Origin of the sequence: Streptosporangium sp. NBC_01755 (assembly GCF_035917995.1) — a bacterium.
In the GTDB taxonomy this organism is placed as follows: domain Bacteria; phylum Actinomycetota; class Actinomycetes; order Streptosporangiales; family Streptosporangiaceae; genus Streptosporangium.
In genome coordinates this window covers 6361383-6385706 of sequence record NZ_CP109131.1, presented here as the reverse complement: position 1 = coordinate 6385706, position 24324 = coordinate 6361383, and the positions used below count along the sequence as shown (strand labels likewise).

Sequence of the window (24324 nt, the reverse complement as noted above, 5' to 3'; positions counted from 1 at the left end):
CGGTCCGTGCACGGAGTGCGGCAGGCGCCTACGGCAGGTGCCAGCCGTGCGCGCGCAGGGCCTCGGACAGCCTCGGCACCTCCTCCGGCTGCACCGAGAGATCGGCGGCGCCCAGCGGCAGACCGGGGGCGTGCTCAAGCCGGACGTCCTCGATGTTGACACCCGCCTCCTTGGCCACCTGGAACAGCCGGGCCAGCTCGCCGGGACGGTCGCCGATGATGACCTGGACCGTCGCGTAGGCGCGCGCGGGACCTCCGTGCTTGCCGGGGATCCTGCCGGTGCCCGTGACGCCCCGGTACAGCAGTTCGGTGACGCGGGCCATGGCCTCGGGATCGGCGGCCTCCCTGAGCGCGGCGGCCGCGGCGGCCAGGTCGGCCGCCACCGCCTCCAGCACCTCGGCCACCGGCAGCGCGTTGCCCGACAGGATCCCGGTCCACAACCTCGGGTCACCCGCCGCGATGCGGGTGACGTCGCGCACCCCGGGTCCGGCCAGGCCGAGCGCGGTGGCCGACGCGTCCGCGAGGCGGGCTGCCACCGCGGAGGCGGTCACGTGGGGGGCGTGCGAGACGATCGCGACGGCCCTGTCGTGCTCCTCGGCGCCGACCCTGACCGCCTCGCCGCCGCAGAGCTTGACGAGGCCGTACATGGCCTCCACCGCGTCGGGCGAGGTCTCCTCGGTCGGGCAGAGCGCCCACGGGCGCCCGAGGAAGATGTCGGCCCGCGCCGCGGCGGGCCCGGAGCGCTCGCGGCCGGCGAGCGGATGCCCTGCGACGTAGCTCGTCAGGTCACAGCCGAGGCTCGCGGCCTCCCTGAGCGGAAGGGCCTTGACGCTGGCCACGTCCGTGTAGAAACAGGCGGCGCCGGCCTTCTGGAGGGCGGCGAGCCGCCCCGCGACCGCGTGCGGCGGGACCGCGATGACCGCGATGTCCACCCGCACGCCCTCGGCCCACTCCACACCGGCGCCCAGCTCGCGCGCCAGCCGCAGGGAGCCCTCGTCACGGTCGGCCAGATGGACGGCGACGCCGTGCTCGCGCAGGGCCAGGGCGATCGAGGTGCCGATCAGCCCCGTACCGACGACCAGGACGCTCTCCAGAGCGCTCACCCCCACTCCCCCGAGATCATGATGTCTAAAGGACTCACTGGGCGATGTCCACGCGAAGGGCGACCGCGCCACGCAGGTAGACATGCTGGACATCCTGGCGGGGCCGGTCGACCTCGACGTGGGCCATCAGCCGCACCACTCGGGGCAGGGCGCCCGGCACGTCGATCTCGGACGCGCAGATCAGCGGGACGTCGTGGAAGCCGAGCTTGCGGGCGGCCAGAGCGGGAAACTCGGCGGTGAGGTCGGGCGTGGCCGTGAAGATCACACTGATCACGTCCTCGGTGGTGAGCCTGTTTCGCCCCATCACCTCCGTGACCAGTTCTGCAACCCCGGACAGGATCGCGTCCCGGTCGTTCGCCTCGACCTGGATCGCACCGCGGATCGCCCGCACCATCGTCGTTCCTCCATATCCACCCACGCCGGACCACCCCTGGGGGTGATCCGGCGCATCCTGAACGCGCATGTCAGGGAAGGCTACAACCCGACGGCGGCGTAGAGTTCCCCGACCTCCGTGAGGGTCAGCGCGCGGACGGTGCCAGGCTTGAGGCGGCCGAGCTTGACCGGGCCGAACTCGATACGGGCCAGGTCGATAACCGGGTGCCCGACCTCCTCCAGCATGCGGCGGACGATGTGCTTTCGGCCCTCATGCAGCACGATCTCGACCAGGGCCTGCTGGCCGTGCTCCTGAACCAGGCCGAAGGAGTCGGCCTTGGCCAGGCCGTCCTCCAGCTCGACGCCCTTCTTCAGGCGGCGTCCGAGGTCACGCTCGATCCGGCCGGGGACCTTGGCCCAGTACTTCTTCTGGACGCCGTAGCTCGGGTGGGTGAGCCTGTTGGCCAGCTCACCGTCGTTGGTGAGCAGGATCAGGCCCTCGGTCTCGGTGTCGAGACGGCCCACGTGGAACAGGCGCTCGGTGCGGTCGGCCACGAAGTCGGCCAGCGAGGGGCGGCCGTCCGGGTCGGACATGGTGCTGACAACGCCGATCGGCTTGTTGATCGCGAGGTAGACCAGGTCGGGCATCGTCGGCAGGCGCTTGCCGTCGACGTGGATGACCTGCTTGGCGGGGTCGACCCGGGCGCCGAAGCGGCGGACCACCTGGCCGTCGACGGTCACCCTGCCGTCGCCGATCATGTCCTCGCAGGCCCGGCGGCTGGCGACACCCGCCTGGGCGAGGACCTTCTGCAGCCGGACGCCGTCCGGGACCTCGGTGGTGTCGCGCTCGTCGACGTAGTCGCGGTCGTAGAAGTCGGAGTCACGCTTGGGCTGGCGGGCGGTCTTGAACCTGTCGTTCGCGATCGTGCCGGGCCGCAGCGGGGCCTTCGCGGCCTTCGCCTCCGGGGCGCGGCCGGTGGGCCGGTCTGCGGAGGCGCGACGCTCGCCGTACGCCCCGGCGCGGTCACCGCCGATCGTCTGGACGTCGTCCCGGCGGCCGGTCCTGCCGAAGCGGCCACGGGAACCACCGGCGGGCGCGCCGCCGCGACCACGGTCGGAGCCGGGCCTGCCACGCGAGCCGTCCCGGTCCGCGCGGAAACCGCCGCGGTCGTCGCGGCGCGGGGCATCGGACCGGAAATCGCTCCGCGAGCCGTCACGGGCCCCGCCGAACGACGAACCACCGCGATCATCCCGACGCGGGGCATCGGACCGGTAGCCGCCCTGGGAGCCCTCGGAGGGCCTGCCGTACCGGCTCCGCGAGCCGTCACGGGACCCGCCGAACGACGAACCACCGCGATCATCCCGACGCGGACCGTCCGAACGGAAACCACCCGGCGAACCACCACGATCATCCCGACGCGGACCGTCGGAACGGAAACCACCCGGCGAACCGCCCGAGGGCCTGCCGTACGAGCCGCGCGAACCGTCGCGAGACCCGCCGAACGACGAACCACCGCGATCATCCCGACGCGGACCGTCCGAACGGAAACCGCCACGGGACCCACCAGACGACGGACCTCCGCGATCATCCCGACGCGGACCGTCGGAACGGAAACCACCCGGCGAACCACCACGATCATCCCGACGCGGGCCGTCGGAGCGGAAAGCACCCGAGGGCCTGTCGTACGAGCTACGCGAACCGTCACGCTCGGCGCGGAAACCACCCTGCGAACCACCACGGTCATCACGGCGCGGACCGTCCGAACGGAAACCGCCCTGCGAACCACCACGGGACCCGCCGGATGAGGATCCGCCTCGGGAGGATCCACCTCGGGTGGATCCACCCCGGAATCCACCGGACTGCGAGCCCCCACGGGGATTGCCACCGCGCGGGGCTCCGCCACGGCCTTGACCGCGTCCCTCACCGGACGGGGTGCTACGGCTGTTGTTCACTACTTCTGCTCCTCTAGGGATTCCATGTCGTCGGGCAGGAAGGGCGCCAGTTCGGGAAGCTCACCGAGTTCCCGCAGGCCCATCCTCTCGAGAAAATACGAACTTGTCCGGTAGAGCACGGCTTGGCTCTCCGGTTCGGTGCCGGCCTCCTCGACCAGCCCCCTCGTCATCAGCGTGCGCATGACGCCGTCGCTGTTGACACCGCGAATGGCCGCCACCCGGGCCCGGCTCACCGGCTGCCGGTAGGCGACCACGGCCAGGGTCTCCAGCGCGGCCTGGGTCAGACGCGTCTGCTGGCCGTCGCGGACGAACCGCTCCACGAGTGACGCGCACTCGGCCCGCGTGTAAAACCGCCAGCCGCCCGCGACCTCTCTCAGGTCGAAACCCCGCCCGGCTTCGGTGTATTCCGCCGAGAGCTCCCGGAGCACCCTGCCGACCTCATGGACGGGCCGCTCCAGCACCTGGGCGAGGGTCACCTCGGCGACGGGCTCGTCGACCACCAGCAGGACGGCCTCCAGCCCGGCGCGCAGGTCAGGCCCGGCGCTCAGATCAGGCCCGGCCCGCAGATCAGGCTCGGATGCCGTGTCAGTCATCGGCGGGTTCTCCCTCCGGGGTCTCGTCGTAGTCGTCGGCCACGGCGACGTCACCGTCGTCACTGCCGGTCCAGGTCACGTGCAGCTCCCCGAGAGGCTCCACCTGCTCGAAGGAGACGGCCGCCTCCCGGTAGAGCTCCAGAACCGCCAGGAAACGGGCGACGATCTCGAATGTTCCGGCGCAGTCGGAGGTGAGGGCCCGAAAGGTCGCCCTGCGCAACCGCCGCAGCCGCTGAACAAGGATAACCGCCTGATCGCGGACATTGGCGAGCGGTTGGTAGATGTGGGCCACGGAAACCGACGGGGGCACCTTGGGGGCGAAGGCCCGCCGGGCGATCTCAGCGAGGCGGTCGGGACCGATACCGAGGATCAGTTCGGGCAGCAGGCCCGCGAACTGGGCCTCCATCGGCACGGTACGCGGGAAGCGCAGCACCTCCTCGGCCATCCTGGCGGAGAAGACCTTGACGACCTCCTTGTAGGCCCGGTACTGCAGGAGGCGGGCGAAGAGCAGGTCGCGGGCCTCCAGAAGGGCCAGATCCTCTTCGTCGTCGACCTCGCCGGCGGGCAGCAGCCTGGCCGCCTTGAGGTCGAGCAGGGTCGCCGCGACGAGCAGGAAGTGACTCGTCTGGTCCAGGTCCCACTCCGGGCCCCTGCCCCGGATATAGGAGATGAACTCGTCGGTGACCTGGCTGAGCGAGACCTCGGTGATGTCCAGCTTGTGCTTGGAGATCAGACCGAGCAGGAGGTCGAAAGGGCCTTCGAAGACCTCCAGATGCACCTTGAAGGTGTCATCGGCGATCTTCGACTGCTCGGTCATCCCTCCATTGTCCCGCACCGGGAGGCGGGATCACCGCTCCAGCGCGGCCCACCTGGCGAGAACTTCCCTGGCGAGCTCGCGGTACGCACTGGCGCCGAGCGAGGAGGAGTCGAAGCTGGTGATGGGCTCACCTGCCACGGTCGCGTCAGGGAAGCGGACCGTCCGGTTGATCACCGTGTGATAGACCTTGTCGTCGAACGCCTCGACGACCCGGGCCAGCACCTCGCGGCCGTGCAGGGTGCGCGCATCGTACATGGTGGCGAGCAGGCCCTCGATGACCAGCTCGTCGTTGATGCGCTCCTGGACCTTGATGATGGTGTCCATGAGCAGCGCGACACCGCGCAGCGCGAAGAACTCGCACTCCAGCGGCACCATGACGCCGTGCGCGCAGGCCAGCGCGTTGATCGTGAGCAGCCCCAGCGAGGGCTGGCAGTCGATCAGGCAGACGTCGTACTCGGGCAGGAGGGGCTTGATGACCCGGCCGAGCACCTGCTCGCGGGCGACCTCCGTGACGAGCTGGACCTCGGCGGCCGACAGGTCGATGTTGCTGGGCAGCAGGTCCATGCCCTCGACGCCGGTCTCCAGCAGCACGTCCCTGGCCGTGATCTGCCGCTCCATGAGGAGGTTGTAGACCGTCAGGTCGAGCTGGAGGGGGTTGATCCCGAGACCGACCGAGAGGGCACCCTGCGGATCGAAGTCGACCAGCAGAACCTTGAGCCCGGCCTCCGCCAGCGCGGCGCCCAGGTTGATCGTGGTGGTCGTCTTGCCGACGCCACCCTTCTGGTTGACCATGGCGACGACCCTCGCCGGTCCGTGCACGGTGCGAGGGGGCGGGTCGGGGAAAACGGGTCGGGGACGCCCGGTCGGGCCGAGGACTCCCCCACTGCGAGGGGTCCCGGCGGTCTTGGTGTCGCCCCAGGGATTCTCGGGGTTTGCCGGGGCCGCTCCCCGGATAGAACCGTCGGTGGTCACAGTCACCAGTCGAACCTCCCTGACGGCCTCTAACCGGACCGTCCGGACGGACACTATGGCGTCAACACGTATGCGGCAAGGCGGCACGCCCGGACATAAGGAAGGTCAATCCCGCGTGCGCGGATGCACGGCGGCATAGACCTCGCGGAGCTTGTCGACCGTGACCTGTGTGTACACCTGGGTGGTGGTCACCGAGGCGTGGCCGAGTAGTTCTTGAACCACCCTAACGTCCGCACCGCCGTCAAGGAGGTGGGTTGCGAACGAATGTCGCAACATATGTGGTGACACTCCTTCGAGCCCGCCGCGTTCGGCGGCGCCCTGGAGGACCTCCCAGGCACCCTGGCGGGTGAGCCGGCCGCCCCTGGCGTTGAGGAAAAGCCCCGAGGTGCCGTGGCCGTGGGAGGCGATGCGGGGGCGGGCACGGGTGAGGTAGGCGCCCAGCGCCGCCCCCGCGAAGTCGCCCAGGGGCACCAGGCGGGTGCGCCCGCCCTTACCCCGCAGGCGCACCCGCTGGGCCTCGGCCCCCAACTCGACGTCGTCGACGGTGAGCCCGACGGCCTCGGAGATGCGCGCGCCGGTGCCGTACAGCAGTTCGAGCAGTGCCCGGTTGCGCAGGGTGAGTGGAGCGCCGTCGGGCCCCGAGGCGGCGATCAGACGCTCCACGTCGCGGACGCTGATCGCCCTGGGCAGCCGCCTGAGCTGGCGCGGCGGGCGCACCTCGTGGGCGGGGTCGTGCCCGCAGATACCCTGGCTCAGCGCGAAGCGGTGCAGACCACGCACCGCGGAGACGGCCCGCGCCGCCGAGGCGGCGACGAGGGCCTGATGCTCCCCGTCGCCCTCCCTGAGGGCCGCCACGAAGGCGGCGACGTCGTCCTCGGCGACCTCGGCGAAAGTGACACGGCCGCGGTGTTCCAGGTGTTCCACGTATCGCAGGAGGTCACGGCGGTAGGAGGCCAGTGTGTTGGCTGCCAGGCCCCGCTCCCCCGCCAGGTGGGCGAGGTAGCGCAAGAGGACGGCCTCCTTCTCGCTCAGGGTGTCCTCCTGTCATGCCTCCGGTGCGTCGGCGGGCCGCAGCGAGGCGAATCCATCCGCCGAAGCGGCGTATGCGGCGAGAATACCGGCCACGGCTTGGGAATTGTGGATCATTCCCGCCATGGCACGCCGAACCGCGTCGGACAGGGGGATCCAGACCACCGGCATGTCGGCCTCCTCATGCCGCTGGACGAAGTCCAGCTCCCCCTCGGGAATGGGACTGACGTCCCTGGCGAGGAAGATCCGGGTGCGCTCGTCGCTCATTCCCGGCGAGGGGAAGGCGTCGACGAGGGTGTGCCAGGTGCCCGCCCGGTAGCCCGTCTCCTCGGCGAGCTCGCGGGCCGCCCCCGCGCGCAGGGACTCTCCGTCGACGTCGCGCAGCCCTGCGGGCAGCTCCCACAGCAGCCGTCTGACGGGGTGGCGGTACTGGCGGATCAGCAGGACCCGCTCCCGGTCGTCGAGGGCGACGACGACCACGGAGCCGGGGTGGACCACGTAGTCGCGGTTGACGACCTCACCCTCCGGCATGACCACCGCGTCGGTGACCGCGGTGATGACCCGGGCGCGGAAGTGCTCGGTGGAGGAGGTGACCTTCCACTCCTCCGGGACGTCCATGACCTCCAGGACGCCCCCGTTCTCCCCCTCTCGCGTACCGCTCATTTGCCCCGCCCGGCCTTGGCGACGGTGCCGCGGATCTCCGCGTACGTCAGGGCGGCGCCGATCAGGCCCTTGAACAGCGGATGCGCGCGGGTCGGCCGGGAGCGGAACTCCGGGTGCGCCTGGGTGCCGATGAAGAAGGGGTGGGTGTCGGTGGGCAGTTCGGCGTACTCCACCAGGCGGCCGTCCGGCGAGAGACCGGAGAAGACCATGCCGACCTTCTCCAGCCGCTCGCGGTAGGAGTTGTTGACCTCGTAACGGTGGCGGTGGCGCTCGTCGACCTTCGTCATGCCGTACAGCTGACGGGCGAGCGTGCCCTCACCGAGCCTGGCCGGGTAGAGGCCCAGCCGCATGGTGCCGCCCATGTCGCGCTCGCCGGAGACGACGTCCTGCTGGTCGGCCATGGTGGAGATGACCGGGTGGGCGGTCTCCTCGTCGAACTCGGTGCTGCCTGCGTCCTCGATGTCCGCGAGGTTGCGGGCCGCCTCGATGACCATGCACTGCATGCCGAGGCAGATGCCGAGCAGCGGGATCTTGTTCTCCCTGACGTGCCGGATCGCGCCGACCTTGCCCTCGATGCCGCGCACGCCGAAGCCGCCGGGGACCAGGACTCCGTCGACGCCGTCGAGCTCGCGGGCCGCCCCCTCGGGGGTCTCGCAGTCGTCGCTCTTCACCCAGCGGATGTTGACCCGGGCGTCGTTGGCGAAACCGCCGGCGCGCAGCGCCTCGGTGACCGACAGGTAGGCGTCGGGCAGGTCGATGTACTTGCCGACGAGCGCGATCGTGACCTCGTTGGCCGGGCGGTGCACCCGGCGCAGGAGCTGCTCCCACTCCTTCCAGTCGACGTCCCTGAAGGGCAGGCCGAGGCGGCGCACCACGTAGGCGTCCAGGCCCTCTGAGTGCAGGACCTTGGGGATGTCGTAGATGCTGGCGGCGTCGATGGCGGAGACGACCGCGTCCTCGTCGACGTCGCACATGAGACTGATCTTGCGCTTGATCGCGTTCGTGACCGGGCGGTCGGAGCGCAGGACCACCGCGTCGGGCTGGATGCCGATGCTGCGCAGCGCGGCGACCGAGTGCTGGGTCGGCTTGGTCTTCAGCTCCCCGCTCGGCCCGATGTACGGCAGCAGCGAGACGTGCAGGAAGAACACGTTGTCGCGGCCGACCTCGTGGCGGACCTGGCGGACGGCCTCCAGGAAGGGCAGCGACTCGATGTCGCCCACGGTGCCGCCGACCTCGGTGATGACCACGTCCACGTCGGGGCCGGCCATCGACCGGATGCGGTCCTTGATCTCGTTGGTGATGTGCGGGATGACCTGCACGGTGTCACCGAGATACTCGCCGCGTCGTTCCTTGGCGATGACGTTGGAGTAGACCTGGCCGGTGGTCACGTTGGCCGAGCCGTGCAGTTCGGTGTCGAGGAACCGCTCGTAGTGGCCGACATCGAGGTCGGTCTCGGCGCCGTCGTCTGTGACGAAGACCTCGCCGTGCTGGAACGGATTCATGGTGCCGGGGTCGACGTTGAGGTAGGGGTCGAGCTTCTGCATGGTGACCCGCAGGCCGCGCAGCTTGAGAAGACGCCCGAGGCTCGACGCCGTCAGTCCCTTCCCCAGACTGGAGGCGACGCCGCCTGTGACGAACAGATGCTTGGTGTGTGCGGCGCTGCGCAAGAATGCTCCCGTGGTCGTTGAAGATCAGTCGGCACACCCTTATGAATGGCCTACAGGTCCACGGGCTCTCAGAATATCAAACGGTACCGGCGAAGTGCCCGAACGACCCCCACCCTCATTCCTCTAAAACCCGACCAAGCGGTAATTTGATCCGTTATGTCACTTCGTGGGGTGGTACGACGTGCCTTGGGCAGCCTGATCCACCGACTCTGGGCGGCGGTCCGCGCGGCCGGCGCCGTCAGTCCCACCAGTCCGGCCGGATACCGGTTCCGGCGCCTCGGCGAGGGCGCCTGCCTGTCGTTCCCGGTCGGGGCCATCTTCGGCGAGGCCTGGATCGAGATCGGCGACCACACCCTGATCGGCGAGCGGGTCTCCGTCTCCGCGGGCATGGGCCTCGGGATGGACCTGGGCCCGAACTCGATCGTACGGATCGGCGGAAGCTGCTCCATCGGCCGGGGCAGCCACATCGTGGGCCACCAGTCGATAGACATCGGCGACCACGTCTTCACCGGCCCTTACGTCTACATCACCGACCAGAACCACGTCTACGACGACCCCGAGGCACCGATCGGCCGCCAGTGGCCGCGGAACAACCCCGTCTCCATCGGGTCGGGATCATGGCTGGGCACCGGTGCGATCATCCTGCCGGGCACCCGGATCGGCAGGCAGTGCGTGGTGGCGGGCGGGGCCGTGGTGCGCGGGGAGTTCCCCGACCACAGCGTGATCGCGGGCATCCCCGCCAAGGTGGTACGCCACTACGTACCGGGCCAGGGCTGGCTACCGCCTCACAGTAACGGCGTGTCCGTCTCCGGACCGCACATCGTCCCCCTGACGGCGGAAGCCGTGTCACCCGCTGGACGGAAATCGGCATCGGCGCAGGTGGATTTAGGGGAACTTCCCTTGTGAGCACGCGGGCGCCGCTCATAGCTTCTCCCTCGTTCGTCCTCGCCGCCCCTGTGGCGAGGTGGCCGCGGAGGGGATCATTGTGAATGAAATTCGTGTTCGTCGCTTGCTGGCGGCGGCTTCCGGGGCGGTCACCGCGCTGGCCCTGACGCTCGTGCCCGGCGGGGCCGCACAGGCGGCCGACGACACCGTCGAGGTCCTCGTCAAGAACCTCGACAGCCCACGCGGCCTGTCGTTCGGCCCCGACGGCACGCTTTACATCGCCGAGTCCGGCCACGGCGGCAAGATCAAGTGCGCCGCGCCTCCCGCGCTGCCCGGCGAGAAGCCGGAGAAGATGTGCTTCGGCCTGACCGGCCAGGTGAGCACACTCAAGGACGGCAAGTCCTCGGTTCTGATCGACGGCCTGCCCTCGGCGGCCAGCGGTCCGTTCGCGCTCGGTCCGCACGATGTGGCGCTCACGGCGAAGGGCGATCTGCTGGTGACGATCGGTTTCTCCGGCGACACCGCCTTCCGCGCCAAGCTCGGCCCCAAGGCCCGGGGCCTGGGCACGTTGCTGACCCTGTCAAAGAAGGGCAGGCAGGTCTCCGTCGCCGACCTGGCCGCTCACGAGACCAAGCACAATCCCGACCGCAAGGACAAGGGCAGCATGGTCGACTCCTACCCCTTCGGAGTGGCCGCGCTACCCGGAGGCGGAGCGCTGGTCACCGACACCGGGGGCAACTCCGTGCTGCGGGTGGGCAAGAAGGGCGGCGTCAGCACCGAGGTGGTCTTCCATGCCCGATCCGTGGCCGCCCCGCCGCTCCTCAAGATGCCCAAGGGCAGCAAGATTCCGATGCAGTCGGTGCCGATGGGCATCGTCGCCGGCCCGGACGGCGCCCACTACGTCGCCGAGCACGGCGGGTTCCCCAACCCTGAGGGCATGGCGCGCGTGTTCCGCCTGAAGAACGGTAAGGTCACCACCGCGGCCAAGGGCTTCACCACCGTCGCCGACGTGGCCTTCGACGCCCAGGGCCGGCTGGTCGTCCTCGGCTCGGTCGGACCTCTCCCGGCCGACGGCATGAGCAAGAGCGCCGTCTACCGGATCGAGTCCGACGGCAGCCGCACCGAAATCCTCAAGCCCGGCACGCTGGTCAGCCCCCTCAGCGTGGCCGTCGGTCCCGACGGCGCGGTCTACGTGTCCAACAAGGCCATGGCCCCGGGGAAGGGCGAGGTGCTCCGAGTCCCCGTTTCCGATTAGCACTGTTTCCGAGTAGCACTGGAAAACGACGAGGGGCGCGTCCCACGAGGGGGCGCGCCCCTCGTCGTTCTCATATCCGCCCCATGCTCATGTCCGCCTCATGTCCGCCGACCTCATGTCCCCCTCGTGTCCCCCTCATGTCCCCCTCATGTCCGCCGACCGCATGTCCAGTGGCCCATCTCCGGAACGCGCGGGCTCCGGGAGTCGTTGGAGAATCAGTGAAGAAGGCACACAGCGCAGACATGACATGACGGAGACACGATGCTCGCGGCTCTGACCGGTGTCGGCCTGTCCACGGCGGCCGGGCTCAACGCCTACATTCCCCTGCTGGTCGTCGGCCTGCTCGCCAACTTCACCGATCAGGTACGGCTGCCGCAGGAGTTCGCCTGGCTCTCCAACGGCTGGGTGCTCGGGATCATCGGCGTGCTGCTCCTGGTGGAGTTCGTGTTCGACAAGGTCCCGGTGGTCGACAGCGTCAACGACATGATCCAGACCGTCGTCCGCCCGGCCTCCGGCGGCGTCGTCTTCAGCGCCACCGAGGCCGCGGCCCGGTTGGACGGCTCGACCTGGATGAGCCACAACCCCTGGCTCAGCTGGGTGCTGGGCATCGGGATCGCGCTGGCCGTGCACGTCATGAAGACGACCGCCAGGCCCGTGGTGAACGCCACCACGGGCGGGGTGGGCGCGCCCGTGGTCAGCACCGTCGAGGACGCCGGGGCGCTGGGCATCAGCCTGGTGGCTATCTTCCTGCCCGTCCTGGTCATCCTGGTACTGGCGGGGCTGGCACTGCTCGCCTGGTGGACGACTCGCCGGATCCGACGACGGAGGCGGAGCCGGATGGCCGGCCCGAGCCTGCGATGAGGCCGCGCTACCCGAGGCCCGTGCGGACTATGCTCGAAACGTCCCGTCCAACCCCCATGGGGAGGTGGTTCCGATCGGCGATCTACTCATGATCCTGCTGGTGATCCTGCTGTTCTTCCTTCTCCTGGGAGGGATCGGGCTCTACCTGCTGGTCAAAATAGGCAAGAAGGCCACGAAGAAGGCCAAGAGCGTCTCCACCCGGGTCGCCTCCCACATGGCCGCGATGGGCACCGGCGACGCCGCGGAGACCGAGCGGATGCGTCTTGACCTGCGGCGTGAGATCTCCCTGACCCGCCAGGCGGTGGACCACGCGCTGCGCGGCGGGTGGGGACTGGGCGATCTGCCCCAGCTGGTGGGAGAGATCACGTCGCACGCCGAGCAGCTCGACGCCCAGCTCGCCCACTATGCCCAGGAGCGACGGGTGTCGCCCTACATCGACCACACGGCGCTGGACCGCCTGCGCGAGCACCACGCCAAGCTGACCACATCCTGCGCCCGGATCAGGGCCGACCTGCGCAACGACCAGATGGCCCACTCGTCCGGGGGCATCGACCAGATCCAGGACCGCACCGACCTGGAGATCGAGGCCCGCCGCCGTGCCCCCGACCCGCTGGACCAGATCGACGAGCTCTACAAACGCACCATGATCAACCGCCCCCTCCCCGACGACCTCCACTGACCGATTGCTCGCAGCCGGTCAGCGGCTCCGGATGACCTGCGGGCCGGACACGTTAAGTATCAGAATGACTCCGTCAGGTAATGTTCCGGGGTGTCGCCGAAGGAGGTTCTCTGATGACAGCCGTTTTCCCCGAGTGGTTCTACCCTGGGCCGGCCGGTGGATGGACCGCCGACATGCTCGATCATCTCCCTCCCGACGCGCCCCGGCATGTCGAACTGATCGACGGGTCGCTCATCATGATGTCTCCGCAGACCGCCTTCCACATGTTTGTCATCAACCTGATGATCGATCAGCAACGCGGTATACGACCACCGGCTCATCTCATGGTTGTCCGTGAGATGACCGTGACCCTGGGAATCAGGCAACGGCCGGAACCCGACATCATGCTGGTGGCGAGTTCGGCGTTGACGAGCCTGAGAACCACCTCGTTCAAGCCGGAGGACGTGCACCTGGTGGTCGAGGTGGTGTCCCCCGAGTCGCTGGAACGAGACCGCACCACCAAGCCGATCAAATACTCCGACGCCGGGATCAGATATCTCTGGCGCGTGGAGCAGGAGGACGACAAGCCCGTCGTCTACACCTTCGAGCTGGAACCCTCCGTCAAGGCATACGTTCCGACGGGCATCCACCGGGGGCGGTTGAAGACGGACATCGGCTTCGAGATCGACCTCGACCTCGACCTCGGCACGTTCATCGGTCCGTGAGGACGTCGTAGAGCCCGAGCCGCGCCCCTCAGAGGCTTCGCTCCCCGCGTGCCCCTTTCCACCGTCCTTGATGCTGGTCGTCCCAGGCCGCCCCCGCAGCGAATCACGCGAGGAACGGCCGAGGGTGGGCGGGTCAGGAGACGCCGGCCTCGCGCATGTCGCGGACCTCTCGCTTGAGCTCCTTGATCTCGTCGCGGAGCCGGGCGGCGACCTCGAACTGCAGGTCCGCGGCTGCCTGGTGCATCTGCTCGGTGAGCGACTCCATCAGCGCCTCCAGCTGGGCCCTGGGCATCTCTCCGGCGATCGCCCTGGCGTGCTGGCCGGCCTGCTTGACCGCGAAACCGGGGACGGGTGCCTTGCCACGTGACTGCTGTCGACCGCTGCCGCCGAGGAGCTGGGCGGTGTCGGCGTCCTCCCGGTTGAGCGAGTCGAGGATGTCGGCGATCTTCTTGCGGAGCGGCTGCGGGTCGATGCCGTTGGCCTCGTTGTAGGCGGTCTGCTTGGCCCGGCGGCGGTTGGTCTCGTCGATCGCCCGCTCCATGGAGGGGGTGATCCGGTCGGCGTACATGTGCACCTGGCCGGAGACGTTTCTGGCCGCGCGGCCGATGGTCTGGATCAGGGAGGTCTCCGAGCGGAGGAAACCCTCCTTGTCGGCGTCGAGGATGGCCACCAGCGACACCTCGGGCAGGTCGAGGCCCTCGCGGAGCAGGTTGATGCCGACCAGCACGTCGAACTCGCCCATCCGCAGCTCGCGCAGGAGCTCGATGCGGCGCAGGGTGTCGACCTCGCTGTGCAGGTAGCGGACCCGGATGCCGAGCTCCAGCAGGTAGTCGGTGAGGTCCTCGGACATCTTCTTGGTCAGCGTGGTGACCAGGACCCGCTCGTCCTTCTCGGTGCGGGTGCGGATCTCGTGGATCAGGTCGTCGATCTGCGACTTGGTCGGCTTGACGATCACCTCGGGGTCGATCAGGCCGGTCGGCCGGATGACCTGCTCGACCACGTCGCCCTTGGAGCGGCCCAGCTCATAGGAGCCGGGGGTGGCCGACAGGTAGACCGTCTGGTCGATCCGCTCCAGGAACTCCTCCCACTTCAGCGGGCGGTTGTCCATCGCGGACGGCAGGCGGAAGCCGTGGTCGACGAGCGTGCGCTTGCGGGAGGCGTCCCCCTCGTACATCGCGCCGATCTGCGGGACGGTCTGGTGGGACTCGTCCAGGACCAGCAGGAAGTCTTCCGGGAAGTAGTCGAGCAGGGTGTTGGGCGCGCTGCCCGGGGAGCGCCCGTCCATGTGGCGCGAGTAGTTCTCGATGCCGGAGCAGGTGCCGATCTGGCGCATCATCTCCAGGTCGTAGGTGGTGCGCATGCGCAGCCGCTGGGCCTCAAGGAGCTTGCCCTGGCGCTCCATGGTCTCCAGCGTCTCGGCCAGCTCGGCCTCGATGCCCCGGACCGCGCTCTCCATCCGCTCGGCGCCCGCGACGTAGTGGGAGGCGGGGAAGATGTAGAGCTCGCTGTCCTCGGTGATCACCTCGCCGGTCAGCGGGTGCATGGTCGAGAGCTTCTCGATCTCGTCGCCGAACATCTCGATCCGGACGGCGAGCTCCTCGTACTTGGGAATGATCTCGACGGTGTCGCCGCGCACCCGGAAGGTGCCCCGGGTGAAGGCCATGTCGTTGCGGGTGTACTGCATGTCGACGAGGCGGCGCAGCAGGCTGTCGCGCTCGACCTCCTGGCCGACCTTGAGCCTGACCATGCGGTCGACGTACTCCTGCGGGGTGCCCAGGCCGTAGATGCACGAGACCGAGGCGACCACGATCGTGTCGCGGCGGGTCAGCAGCGAGTTGGTCGCCGAGTGGCGCAGCCGCTCGACCTCCTCGTTGATCGAGGAGTCCTTCTCGATGTAGGTGTCGCTCTGCGGGACGTACGCCTCGGGCTGGTAGTAGTCGTAGTAGGAGACGAAGTACTCCACCGCGTTGTTGGGCATCATCTCGCGCAGCTCGTTGGCGAACTGCGCGGCGAGCGTCTTGTTGGGCTGGATGACCAGGGTGGGCCGCTGGAGGCGCTCGATCAGCCAGGCGACCGTGGCGGTCTTGCCCGTGCCCGTGGCGCCCAGCAGGACGTTGTCCTTGTCACCCGCCTTGACGCGCCGTTCGAGCTCGGCGATCGCGGTGGGCTGGTCGCCCGAAGGGGTCATGTCGGTGACGACCTCGAAGGGGGCCACCTTGCGCTGCAAATCTGTTACCGGCCTCACCTGTTCCACTGTAGGCGGCGTGACCGACAATCCTTCTCCGTACGGTCTCCGCCGGGGCGGCCAGGCTTAACCGCGAAGCAAGTGAACCGCAAGCGGCATCCCCTTTACTGACCGACGTGCCTGTGCTCACAAAGCGTGATATATCGAGCTTTCGACATACGACTATCCAGGAGGTGTGATGTCCCGGCCAAGAGAAGCCATGCAGTACGCGAGGGCCGCGGCCCAGACGGTAGGGCAGGGCGGCGACATGCGCCAGGTGGTCGGGCAGGCCGTCGGACAGTTCGCGGGCCAGATGGCCGGGCAGCCCGCCGACGGCCCCGGCGGGCCGGGTAACTCCGGAGGCTCGGGTAACGAGGGCTTTGCGCTCAACCCCTCCGACTTCGCCGCCGCCCGTGACCACGGCGCCTCCCCGGGCACGATCATCGAGGCCCGCAGCGCGCCGCTCAACGAGGCCGGCGAGATCGTCAACCGGAGCTTCAGCGGCAACGGCCAGCACGGCGAGCCCGTCCACGTCATCTCCCCGGTGGTCATCCCCAAGAGCGGCGCCGCCAAGGTGATCATCCCGCTGGTGGTGCTGGCCGGCCTCGGCCTGGTCGGTCTGGTCGCCACCGGGCTGCCCGACGGGGCGCGGGTGCTGTTCGGCCCGCACTACTGGGCCGTGCTGGTGCTGGCCGCGGCGTTCCTGTGGTGGCGCAGGAGCGTGGTCATGGTGCCCGAGGGCTGCAAGGCCCTGGTCACCAAGTTCGGCAAGCTCGTGCAGATCGCCGAGCCGGGCCGGGTGACGCTGTTCAACCCGTGGAAGCAGGTCGGCTACATCGTCAACACCACCCGCGAGTACCCCTTCAACGCGCCCATCCGCGAGGCTCCCACCCAGCAGGGCGTCAAGGCCAGCGTCGACCTGTTCCTGCAGTTCCGGATCGAGGACCCGGCCGAGTTCATCTTCGTGCTCGGCTCGGTCGGCGGCTTCCAGGCCAAGCTGCAGAACGCCATCAGCGAGGTCACCCGCTCGCTGATCTACTCCCAGCGCGCCGAGGAGATCTACGACCTGGTCGGCGAGAGCACGATGGGCATGCTGGACAACCTCAACCAGCAGTTCCTGCCCGCCGTACGGCTCACCGACGTCAACATCACGCACGCCGAGCCGTCCAGCCAGGAGTACCGGATGGACCTGGCCGCCCCCGAGATGATCAGGGTCGCGAAGGAGGCGTACACCTACGAGTACGAGCTCCAGCTGCGCAAGGAGCAGAACGAGGGCGACCTGATCAAGGAGCTCGCCGGCCTGCAGGAGCAGCTGTCCGCCATCCACGCCGAGATCGCCGGATACCAGGCCCGGATGGACACCGCGCTGGAGCGCGCCTCGCACCAGGCGAAGGCCCAGGGAGGCCAGCGGCTGGTGGAGGCGGAGTCCACCGCCAAGGCCAACGCGGCGCTGCTGGAGGCCCAGGCGCTGGACATCCGCGCGCTGAGCGCCGCCGAGGCGCCAGAGATCCTCGACTACCGGTTCCAGCAGGACCTGCTCGACAAGCTGGAGTCCGTCGCCTCGCACCTGCCGCGCCTGGTGCAGGTCGGCGAGAACGTCGACCTCGACCTGCTCGCGCTGGCCAGGCAGCTGGTCGGCAGCCGCGAGGCGCAGCTGTTCTCCGAGGCGGACATGGCCGCGATCAGGGCCCGGATGGCCGAGATCGGCGGCCGCATCGAGGAGCGCGGGGCGGAGATCGCCGCCCTGCTCAACCCGCCCGCCGACGTCGCCGCTCCGGTACGGGAAGAGGGATGACGTGAACGGGGACGTACGGCGAACGCGAAACGTTGAAGGTTCGTTGAGAGGAATGGTGAGGTCTCGGTGAGCGCCGGAGAGTTCTCCAAGATCAAGGAATCCCTGGCCGCCTGGTCGGAGATCCGCCAGCTGCTGCGCGGCGGCGAGTCGGGCCGGCTCGTCCCGGTGGTGATCCCCAAGGACCGGCGCGGCTTCGCCTGGGTGACGCTGCTGTTCTTCGCCCTCTACCTGGCGGGTACCGCGGTGCTCGCCGACGGGGTGCTCTCCCTGCCGGCCGCGGTCGGCGCGGTGTTCTTCCTGATAACGGCGCTGGTCTGGCTCTGGCGCCGGGCGATCATCGAGATCGAGGAGGGCACCACCGGCGTGCGCAGCCGGTGGGGCGCCATCGTCGGCACGCTGCCTCCGGGGCGCCACTACCTGTGGCTGCCGTGGGACCGGGTGGACGCGGTGGTGGACACCTCCACCGAGATCCCCTACTCCGCGCCGATCGTGGCCTGCCCGACCGCGGAGAACGTCCCGCTCAAGTCGATCGAGTTCTTCCTGAAGTTCCGCATCGTCGACCCGGTGGCCTTCGTCCGTACGATCGGCGCCGGCAACTTCGACCTGGTGCTCAGCAGCGCCGTACAGGACGCCATCCGCCAGCGCAGCCGCCTGGTGCGGACCGAGCGCGCCTACGACCTGCGCGGCTCCGACGTCGGCGACATGCAGGAACTCCTCACCCGCCAGCTCGGCCGGTACGGCGTGCGGATCACCGGCGCCAACATCCCCGACGTGCAGCTGCCCGACCAGTACCAGCAGCACCTGGCCACCCGGGAGAAGGTCGCCAAGGAGCTGTCGGCCTTCGAGCGCGAGTGGGAGCTCACCCGCAAGCGCCGGATCGACACCCTGCTGATGGAGATCGAACGCTCCAAGAAGACGCGTGACGCACGTATCGTCGAGGTACGAGCCGCCGCCAACACAGCGCGTAAGGACGTCGCCCGCATGCTGGAGGAGCACGAGACCGAGGCGCAGCGGGTGCGCTGGGAGATCGAGGCCAAGGGCCGTGCCGAGCTCACCTCCGCCGAGAACGAGGCGAAGGGGCTGCGCAGGCTGGCCGACTCCTACCGCGACAACCGCGCCGTGCTCCAGTACGAGCTGGCCCGCCGCAGGCTCGACGTGGGCGCCAAGCTCGCGGAGAGCGCCCCACGTCCCGTCGTCGTCCGCACCACCGGCGCCTCCGGCGACACCTCCGCGCTGTCCACCCTGCTTCTGGCCCAGCTCCTCCCCCAGTTGGGCGGCGGCAACGGCCAGGTCACCCCTCCGAACCAAGTCCCCTGAGAAAAACCTCCAATCCCTGGGAGTCAAAATGGTGTTCCGTAAGCTGATGGCCGCGTTCGGGGCGGGTGTCGAGGTCGACACGGTCCTGCAGAACTCGCACGTGCGGCCCGGCGAGGTCCTGCGCGGGCAGGTCAACTTCCGCGGCGGCGGCTCCGACTACAAGGTGGAGGGCATCTTCATCGACTTCACCGCCGTGGTCGAGGTCGAGAGCGGTGACAACGAGTACAAGTCGAACTACAGCTTCCTGCGTCAGCAGATCACCGGGCCGTTCCACCTGGCCGCCGGTGCCCCGCAGTCGGCCCCCTTCGAGATCCAGGTCCCCTGGGAGACCCCGATCAGCGCCATCGGCGGCCACCCGCTGCGCGGTATGAAGCTCGGCGTCTCCACCGAGCTGGCCCTGGCCGGCGCGCTCGACAAGGGCGACCTCGACCCGCTGTTCGTCAACCCGCTGCCCGCCCAGGACAACCTGCTCAGCGCGCTGGACCGGATGGGCTTCCGCTTCAAGAAGGCCGACCTGGAGCGGGGCACCCTGCAGGGCTCGCAGATGCCGTTCTTCCAGGAGATCGAGTACTACGCGGGCGGCGAGTACCAGCGCCACTTCAACGAGCTTGAGCTGACCTTCATCGCCGGCCCCCAGTCAATGGGCGTCATCCTGGAGGCCGACAAGCGCGGCGGCTTCGCCAGCTCCGGCCACGACAGCTACAGCCACTTCACCGTCCACTACAACGACCACCCGGGCCAGGTGGAGCAGTCGCTGCGCGGCGGCCTCCAGGCCATGGCCCAGAAGCGCGGCTGGTTCTGACCTTCCTCTCTGTACGGGTGTGCTCCGGTCACCGGGGCACACCCGTTTTCTGTTTCTGCACGTGACTCCTCCGCTTAAATCGCTGGGTCGGCCGTGCCGGATCGGGCGATTGAATGAGGGTCGATGATTCGCCCGCTTGATTTCAGGGTCTACTCTCGCGCTTCCTCTCGGCGGCCAGGCGGCGTGCCATTTCGCCGAGGGTCGCCGCGCACATCACGTTGGACAGGTCATTCCCGCCGAGAAACTCCTCGGACAGGCTGTGCCGGCGTACGGCGTAATAGCCGCCTCCGGCCGCCTCGGAGATGAGCCAGTGCCCGCCGTACCGGACGATCAGGATGGCGATCGTCCCCGGCAAGCCCTTTTCCTCGCCTGATGCGTCGGTCATCGTCGCGCCAGTTGGAACCAGACGATCCGGCCCGCCGTGCCCTCGTGCCAGCCCCAGGACAGGGCCACCTCGCTGACCAGCCAGAGCCCACGGCCGCCCTCGGCGTCCTCGGCTGGGAGGTCATGTACGAACAGCTCGACCATCTCGCTACCATCGCAGGCTGGCAGAACGTGAAGGTGCAACTCGTCCCCCACGACACCTTCTGCACTGCGGGCCTGATGTCCGGATTCGTGCTCGCCCAAATGCCGGACGCGCCGACCGCCGTCTCCGTAGAGTCTGCCGGGGAAGGTGAAGTGTCAGCGGAGCACAATCTGGTAAGCGTCGTCTGGGGTAGATATGACAGGATCCGAGCAGAGGCACTTCGTCCCAGCCAGTCGCTAGAGATGATCAAAGAAGCGAGGGACCAATGGAAGCAACAGACCTGACCGGCCTCGACCTCTCCAAGGCCGCCTGGATGAAGAGCTCCCTCAGCGGCGAGAGCGGCGGAAACTGCGTCGAAGTCGCCGGCAACCTCCCCGGAGCCGTCGCCGTCCGCGACAGCAAAAACCCCACCGGCCCGGCCCTCACCTTCACCCCGGCCGAATGGCACACCTTCCTCAACGCCGTAAAATCCGGCCACTTCGACTGACCTGCCACCGGTTCCGAGCACCTGGTCAGAGATTCCGCCCCTCCGGAGAATCACCCGCACCCGACCGCTTCAACTTACCGCGCTAACCCGCTGGGCGCAGGACCCGTTCCCAGGAGGTGTGCGTGTCACGCAGGGCGCGTTCGCGCCGGTCGGGTGTCACGCAGATGTTGTCACCGGCGAACGCCTCACGCCAGACGTAGCCCTGGATGCAGGTGCGCGACCCGTACGGGTCCGTCCAGCGACCGGCCCCCATCATGTTGTCGGCGATACTCCACCGTGTAGTGGTGGAACGGGTCGGCGGCGTCGAACGGGACGCGTACCATCCGCGTGCCGCTCAGGCTGGGCTGGTCCAGCGATACGAGGCGCACGGTCCGGCTCGCCAGGATGACCGCGCATCTTAGCCGGGTGCGCGTGTCACCCCGTCGACCCTCTCGTTCAGGCCGTGGCGCGGGCGACGAGGTCCTTCCAGAGGCCGTCCATCCTGGCCTCCAGCTCCTCCAGGGTTCCCTCATTCGGTACCACGATGTCGGCGATCTCCAGGCGCTCCTCGCGGGTCGCCTGGGCGGCGAGCCTGGCCCTGGCGTCCTGCTCGCTCATGCCGCGCAGCTCGACCAGCCTGGCCACGCGCACCTCGTCGGCGGCGTCCACGACGACCACGACCTCGTACATGGGTGCGAGCTTGTTCTCCGCCAGCAACGGGACGTCGTAGATCACGATGCTGCCGGGGGCCACCTGCCGCTGCAGCTCGGCGACCCTCGCGCCGACCAGCGGGTGGACGATGGCGTTGAGCGAGGCCAGCTTCTCGGAGTCGGCGAAGACGATCGAGCCGAGCTTCTCCCGGTTGAGCGAGCCGTCCTCGTGCAGGACCTCGGCGCCGAAGACCCCGACCACGCGCGCCAGACCCGGGGTCCCCGGCTCGACCACCTCCCGGGCGATCTTGTCGGCGTCGATGACCATGGCGCCACGGGAGGCCAGCCTCCGGGAGACCTCGCTCTTGCCCGACCCGATACCGCCGGTAAGACCCACCTTCAACATGATCCGCAGCATACGCGGTGCGAGTCGCCCGTCGGCAGCGGGCCGGAACCACCCTTCGCGGCGCCGGAGGTCGCGCCTCCGGCCGCCATGCGGAGAACGGCCCCAACGGGCCACCGTGGTACGGGAGGGCGTCTGAGCGTCCCTACAGCTCCCTGCGCATGTGCACCAGCGTCAGGTGGTCGCTCATCCGTTCCCTGCGGGTCTCGCGGTAGCCGTGGCGGCGGTAGAGCCGCAGGTTGCCCTCCGACAGATGCCCGGTGAACAGGTCGAAGGCGAGTGCCGCGGCGGCCTCGTCGTGCAGTGCCGCCAGCAGCGCGCCGCCGATGCCGGCGCCCTGCCTGTCGGGGGCGACCACCAGGCGGCCGACCAGGCAGGTCGTGCCGGACATCCGGCCGCGGACCGCGCCCACGATCCGCGACCGGTCACGGGCGACGAGCACGATGGCCGTCTCGACCGCCCTGCGGACCTGGCCGGCCGACTCCACCAGCGGCGCGATGAACGGGTCGCCGTAGAGCTGGGCCTCGCCCACGTAGGCGGCGCGCTGCACGGTCAGGATCTCGCCCGCGTCCTCGGGCTCCGCCCACTCGATCACGGCCACGGCGCCACCCTAGCGGGCGCCCACGGGCGCCATACCGGAAAAAGGCGTCGGGAATCGAGTAGGGGGACGGGTCGCCCGTCCCCCTCTCACACCACCGGACATGCGGGCCCGCATCCGGCGGTTCGTCAAGCCGTGGTTCTGAGCCTGCGCCAGGTGTTCTGAAGGCCCAGCAGACCAAGGTCATCCCAGTGAGCGTTGGGCAGAGCCCGTTGAAGGACCACTGACCCGGCGATGCGCCAGTACCCCTTGCTGCTGGCCGCCCATTCCCGCGCGGTGCGGTCAGGGATGCCAAGATGGCGAAGGTTCCGACGCCTGGCCGCCCAGCGCTTCCATTCCTTCCAGCGGATCTGCCGCATCCGGCGGTGCAGCCACTTATCCAACTCACGCAGCCGCCGTGACAGCCCGGCGAGCTGGAAGTAGGCCATCCACCCGGTGATGTAGGCATTGAGCCTGTCGATTCTGCAGATCATCGACACGCTCCACCTGCGACTGGTCAACTCCCGGATGCGATCCTTGAACCGGCTCATCGCCTTGGGATCGACCCGGATGCCGACGCCTGATCGGGAGAAGTAGAACCCGAACCCCAGCAACGTCGCCTCACGCGCGTGCCGGACCGAGGACTTCTCCCGGTTCACCTTGAGTTTTAACCGCTGCTCGACCACGGTTGTCACCGAGTCGAGCACCCTCGTGGCAGCTCGCCTGCTGCGCACGAAGACCCGAAGGTCGTCGGCGTAGCGCACGAACCGATGACCGCGCCGCCACAACTCCCGGTCCAGATCATCCAGCATGATGTTCGACAAGATCGGCGACAGCGGGGAACCCTGCGGGGTCCCCTCCCTGCTCGCCGAAACGATCCCGTCGATCATCACCCCGGCCTCCAGATACGCCCGGATGAGCCTCAACATCCTGCGGTCAGACACCTTGCGCGCCACCCGCGCCATCAGGATGTCGAAATCGACCCGATCGAAGAACCGGTCCAAATCGACATCCACGACCCACCGATGGCCATCCTCGACCGCCCGCCGCGCGACCCGCACCGCCTGATGAGCGGACTTGCCGGGACGGAACCCGAAACTGGCCCCGCTGAAATGCGGGTCGAAGATCGGCGTCAGGACCTGCGCGATCGCCTGCTGGATCAACCTGTCCAGCGCAGAGGGCACTCCCAGCAACCGCTCCCCTGATCCTCCGGGCTTGGGGATCACCACCCGGCGGACCGGCAACGGCCGGTAGCCACCCGCGTCCAAAGCCTCCCGCACGCCCGCCCAGTGCTCACGGATCCACGGCCGCAACTGCTCCGTGCCCATCCCGTCCACACCCGGCGCGCCCCGGTTGACCTCCACACGCCTCAACGCCCTGCCCAGGTTGCCCGGCGAGAGGAACTCCTCCCACACCGACACCTCCAGGCCAGGGATCACCGCCTCCGACAAGGGCACCGACCGGCCACTACGCTCCGCCATGGGCACTGACGGACTCACCGTCTCCTCCCACCACGGGCCCGCGTTCGCGGGGTGGCTGCGATCACCGCGACCGGCACGAGCACCTCACCTTCCACCGTGACACTCGACGTTCGGCCCTTCCCGGCTGATTGTCCGTTCCCCTCACCGGTACTACGGCCTCTGCTGACTTCTGCCCGGTCAGACCCCGGCCTCACGACCAGACCCGTCGGCGCGGCGACACCAACAGCACAACCGACACCCGAGCAGATCTCCCCAGGTAAGAACGACCACTTTCCCCCTACGCCCGCCGCGTTTACGTGCCGATCCTGTCGATGGTGACGGGCTTCGCCTTCGCGTGCAGGCTCACCCAGATCGACCCGCCTTCTACGCGGTTCGTATCCCTCGGTGCAGGGTTTCGCCTCGGGCTTCCTCCAGACCCCGCCTCACGACGACGCCCTTGCCTCCGGCTCGGAGTTAGCACCACCTCTTCCTCCAGGGGACTTACACCCCCAAGCGATCGCCCATGCTGGGCGCACACGCGGGAAGGGCCCC

The 24324-nt window shown here is 68.9% G+C and carries 26 protein-coding genes; 10 read left to right on the top strand and 16 right to left on the bottom strand.

What is annotated here, in order from left to right:
• Positions 1-28: 28 nt before the first annotated feature.
• The 9 genes from OG884_RS30300 to OG884_RS30260 form a co-directional block, all read right to left on the bottom strand.
• On the bottom strand, positions 29-1102 hold the full coding sequence (locus tag OG884_RS30300; RefSeq protein WP_326638514.1) for a prephenate dehydrogenase: 1074 nt from the start codon (positions 1100-1102) through the stop codon (positions 29-31).
• Positions 1103-1136: 34 nt separating this feature from the next.
• On the bottom strand, positions 1137-1496 hold the full coding sequence (gene aroH, locus OG884_RS30295; RefSeq protein ID WP_326638512.1) for a chorismate mutase: 360 nt from the start codon (positions 1494-1496) through the stop codon (positions 1137-1139).
• A gap of 80 nt (positions 1497-1576) precedes the next feature.
• Positions 1577-3427: a pseudouridine synthase gene (locus tag OG884_RS30290; RefSeq protein WP_326638510.1), complete on the bottom strand. Its 1851-nt coding sequence runs from the start codon at positions 3425-3427 to the stop codon at positions 1577-1579.
• The gene (scpB, locus tag OG884_RS30285) at positions 3427-4020 is read right to left on the bottom strand and encodes an SMC-Scp complex subunit ScpB (protein WP_326638509.1); all 594 of its coding nucleotides are present in this window, start codon (positions 4018-4020) and stop codon (positions 3427-3429) included. The genes OG884_RS30290 and scpB overlap by 1 nt, the downstream gene beginning before the upstream one ends.
• Positions 4013-4837, bottom strand: coding sequence for a segregation and condensation protein A (locus OG884_RS30280; protein WP_326638507.1), 825 nt, complete (start codon positions 4835-4837; stop codon positions 4013-4015). Before OG884_RS30280 ends, scpB begins: the two co-directional genes overlap by 8 nt.
• Positions 4838-4867: 30 nt before the next feature.
• Positions 4868-5815, bottom strand: a complete 948-nt coding sequence (locus tag OG884_RS30275) for a ParA family protein (RefSeq protein ID WP_326638505.1) — start codon at positions 5813-5815, stop codon at positions 4868-4870.
• 99 nt (positions 5816-5914) lie between these two features.
• Positions 5915-6841 carry a tyrosine recombinase gene (locus tag OG884_RS30270; RefSeq protein WP_326647042.1) on the bottom strand — a complete coding sequence of 309 codons (927 nt, stop codon included), beginning with the start codon at positions 6839-6841 and terminating at the stop codon, positions 5915-5917.
• A 12-nt stretch (positions 6842-6853) separates the two neighbouring features.
• Positions 6854-7501: an NUDIX hydrolase gene (locus OG884_RS30265; protein WP_326638503.1), complete on the bottom strand. Its 648-nt coding sequence runs from the start codon at positions 7499-7501 to the stop codon at positions 6854-6856.
• A complete protein-coding gene (locus tag OG884_RS30260) occupies positions 7498-9168 on the bottom strand; it encodes a CTP synthase (RefSeq protein ID WP_326638502.1) in 1671 nt (556 codons plus the stop codon). The genes OG884_RS30265 and OG884_RS30260 overlap by 4 nt, the downstream gene beginning before the upstream one ends.
• A gap of 186 nt (positions 9169-9354) precedes the next feature.
• Here OG884_RS30260 and OG884_RS30255 point away from each other — a divergent pair, with 186 nt between their 5' ends.
• The 5 genes from OG884_RS30255 to OG884_RS30235 all read left to right on the top strand — a co-directional run bounded on the left by OG884_RS30255 (position 9355) and on the right by OG884_RS30235 (position 13552).
• Complete coding sequence (locus OG884_RS30255; RefSeq protein WP_442811560.1) at positions 9355-10074, top strand: acyltransferase; 720 nt, start codon at positions 9355-9357, stop codon at positions 10072-10074.
• Positions 10075-10153: 79 nt separating this feature from the next.
• Positions 10154-11308, top strand: a complete 1155-nt coding sequence (locus OG884_RS30250; RefSeq protein WP_326638498.1) for a ScyD/ScyE family protein — start codon at positions 10154-10156, stop codon at positions 11306-11308.
• A gap of 261 nt (positions 11309-11569) precedes the next feature.
• Entirely contained in the window at positions 11570-12169 is a 600-nt protein-coding gene (locus tag OG884_RS30245; RefSeq protein ID WP_326638496.1) for a DUF4126 domain-containing protein, read from the top strand.
• Between the two features lie 64 nt (positions 12170-12233).
• The gene (locus OG884_RS30240; RefSeq protein WP_326638495.1) at positions 12234-12848 is read left to right on the top strand and encodes a hypothetical protein; all 615 of its coding nucleotides are present in this window, start codon (positions 12234-12236) and stop codon (positions 12846-12848) included.
• 113 nt (positions 12849-12961) lie between these two features.
• Entirely contained in the window at positions 12962-13552 is a 591-nt protein-coding gene (locus OG884_RS30235) for a Uma2 family endonuclease (RefSeq protein WP_326638493.1), read from the top strand.
• A gap of 133 nt (positions 13553-13685) precedes the next feature.
• Here the strand turns inward: OG884_RS30235 and uvrB are convergent, their stop codons facing one another.
• Positions 13686-15797 (bottom strand): excinuclease ABC subunit UvrB, encoded by a 2112-nt coding sequence (uvrB, locus tag OG884_RS30230; protein WP_326638492.1) that lies wholly within the window; start codon positions 15795-15797, stop codon positions 13686-13688.
• Between the two features lie 178 nt (positions 15798-15975).
• On the opposite strand from uvrB, the gene OG884_RS30225 reads away from it, so the two are divergent.
• The 3 genes from OG884_RS30225 (at position 15976) to OG884_RS30215 (ending at position 19690) form a co-directional block, all read left to right on the top strand.
• Positions 15976-17571, top strand: a complete 1596-nt coding sequence (locus tag OG884_RS30225) for an SPFH domain-containing protein (protein WP_326638490.1) — start codon at positions 15976-15978, stop codon at positions 17569-17571.
• Positions 17572-17637: 66 nt separating this feature from the next.
• Positions 17638-18888 carry an SPFH domain-containing protein gene (locus tag OG884_RS30220; protein ID WP_326638489.1) on the top strand — a complete coding sequence of 417 codons (1251 nt, stop codon included), beginning with the start codon at positions 17638-17640 and terminating at the stop codon, positions 18886-18888.
• Between the two features lie 28 nt (positions 18889-18916).
• Positions 18917-19690 carry a sporulation protein gene (locus OG884_RS30215; protein WP_326638488.1) on the top strand — a complete coding sequence of 258 codons (774 nt, stop codon included), beginning with the start codon at positions 18917-18919 and terminating at the stop codon, positions 19688-19690.
• A 142-nt stretch (positions 19691-19832) separates the two neighbouring features.
• Here OG884_RS30215 and OG884_RS30210 read toward each other — a convergent pair whose 3' ends face one another.
• A complete protein-coding gene (locus OG884_RS30210; protein ID WP_326638486.1) occupies positions 19833-20075 on the bottom strand; it encodes a hypothetical protein in 243 nt (80 codons plus the stop codon).
• Entirely contained in the window at positions 20072-20218 is a 147-nt protein-coding gene (locus OG884_RS30205) for a hypothetical protein (protein WP_326638484.1), read from the bottom strand. The genes OG884_RS30210 and OG884_RS30205 overlap by 4 nt, the downstream gene beginning before the upstream one ends.
• Here OG884_RS30205 and OG884_RS37690 point away from each other — a divergent pair.
• A complete protein-coding gene (locus OG884_RS37690; protein WP_442811559.1) occupies positions 20198-20500 on the top strand; it encodes a Scr1 family TA system antitoxin-like transcriptional regulator in 303 nt (100 codons plus the stop codon). The genes OG884_RS30205 and OG884_RS37690 overlap by 21 nt on opposite strands.
• Positions 20482-20703 carry a DUF397 domain-containing protein gene (locus OG884_RS30200; protein ID WP_326638482.1) on the top strand — a complete coding sequence of 74 codons (222 nt, stop codon included), beginning with the start codon at positions 20482-20484 and terminating at the stop codon, positions 20701-20703. The genes OG884_RS37690 and OG884_RS30200 overlap by 19 nt, the downstream gene beginning before the upstream one ends.
• A gap of 82 nt (positions 20704-20785) precedes the next feature.
• Here OG884_RS30200 and OG884_RS30195 read toward each other — a convergent pair whose 3' ends face one another.
• From OG884_RS30195 to ltrA, 4 genes are all read right to left on the bottom strand, one after another.
• Entirely contained in the window at positions 20786-20959 is a 174-nt protein-coding gene (locus OG884_RS30195) for a hypothetical protein (protein ID WP_326638480.1), read from the bottom strand.
• Positions 20960-21138: 179 nt separating this feature from the next.
• Positions 21139-21738: a dephospho-CoA kinase gene (gene coaE / locus OG884_RS30190; RefSeq protein ID WP_326638478.1), complete on the bottom strand. Its 600-nt coding sequence runs from the start codon at positions 21736-21738 to the stop codon at positions 21139-21141.
• Positions 21739-21880: 142 nt separating this feature from the next.
• Complete coding sequence (locus tag OG884_RS30185; RefSeq protein WP_326638477.1) at positions 21881-22336, bottom strand: GNAT family N-acetyltransferase; 456 nt, start codon at positions 22334-22336, stop codon at positions 21881-21883.
• 125 nt (positions 22337-22461) lie between these two features.
• Positions 22462-23793 carry a group II intron reverse transcriptase/maturase gene (ltrA, locus tag OG884_RS30180; protein ID WP_326635403.1) on the bottom strand — a complete coding sequence of 444 codons (1332 nt, stop codon included), beginning with the start codon at positions 23791-23793 and terminating at the stop codon, positions 22462-22464.
• Positions 23794-24324 lie beyond the last annotated feature (531 nt).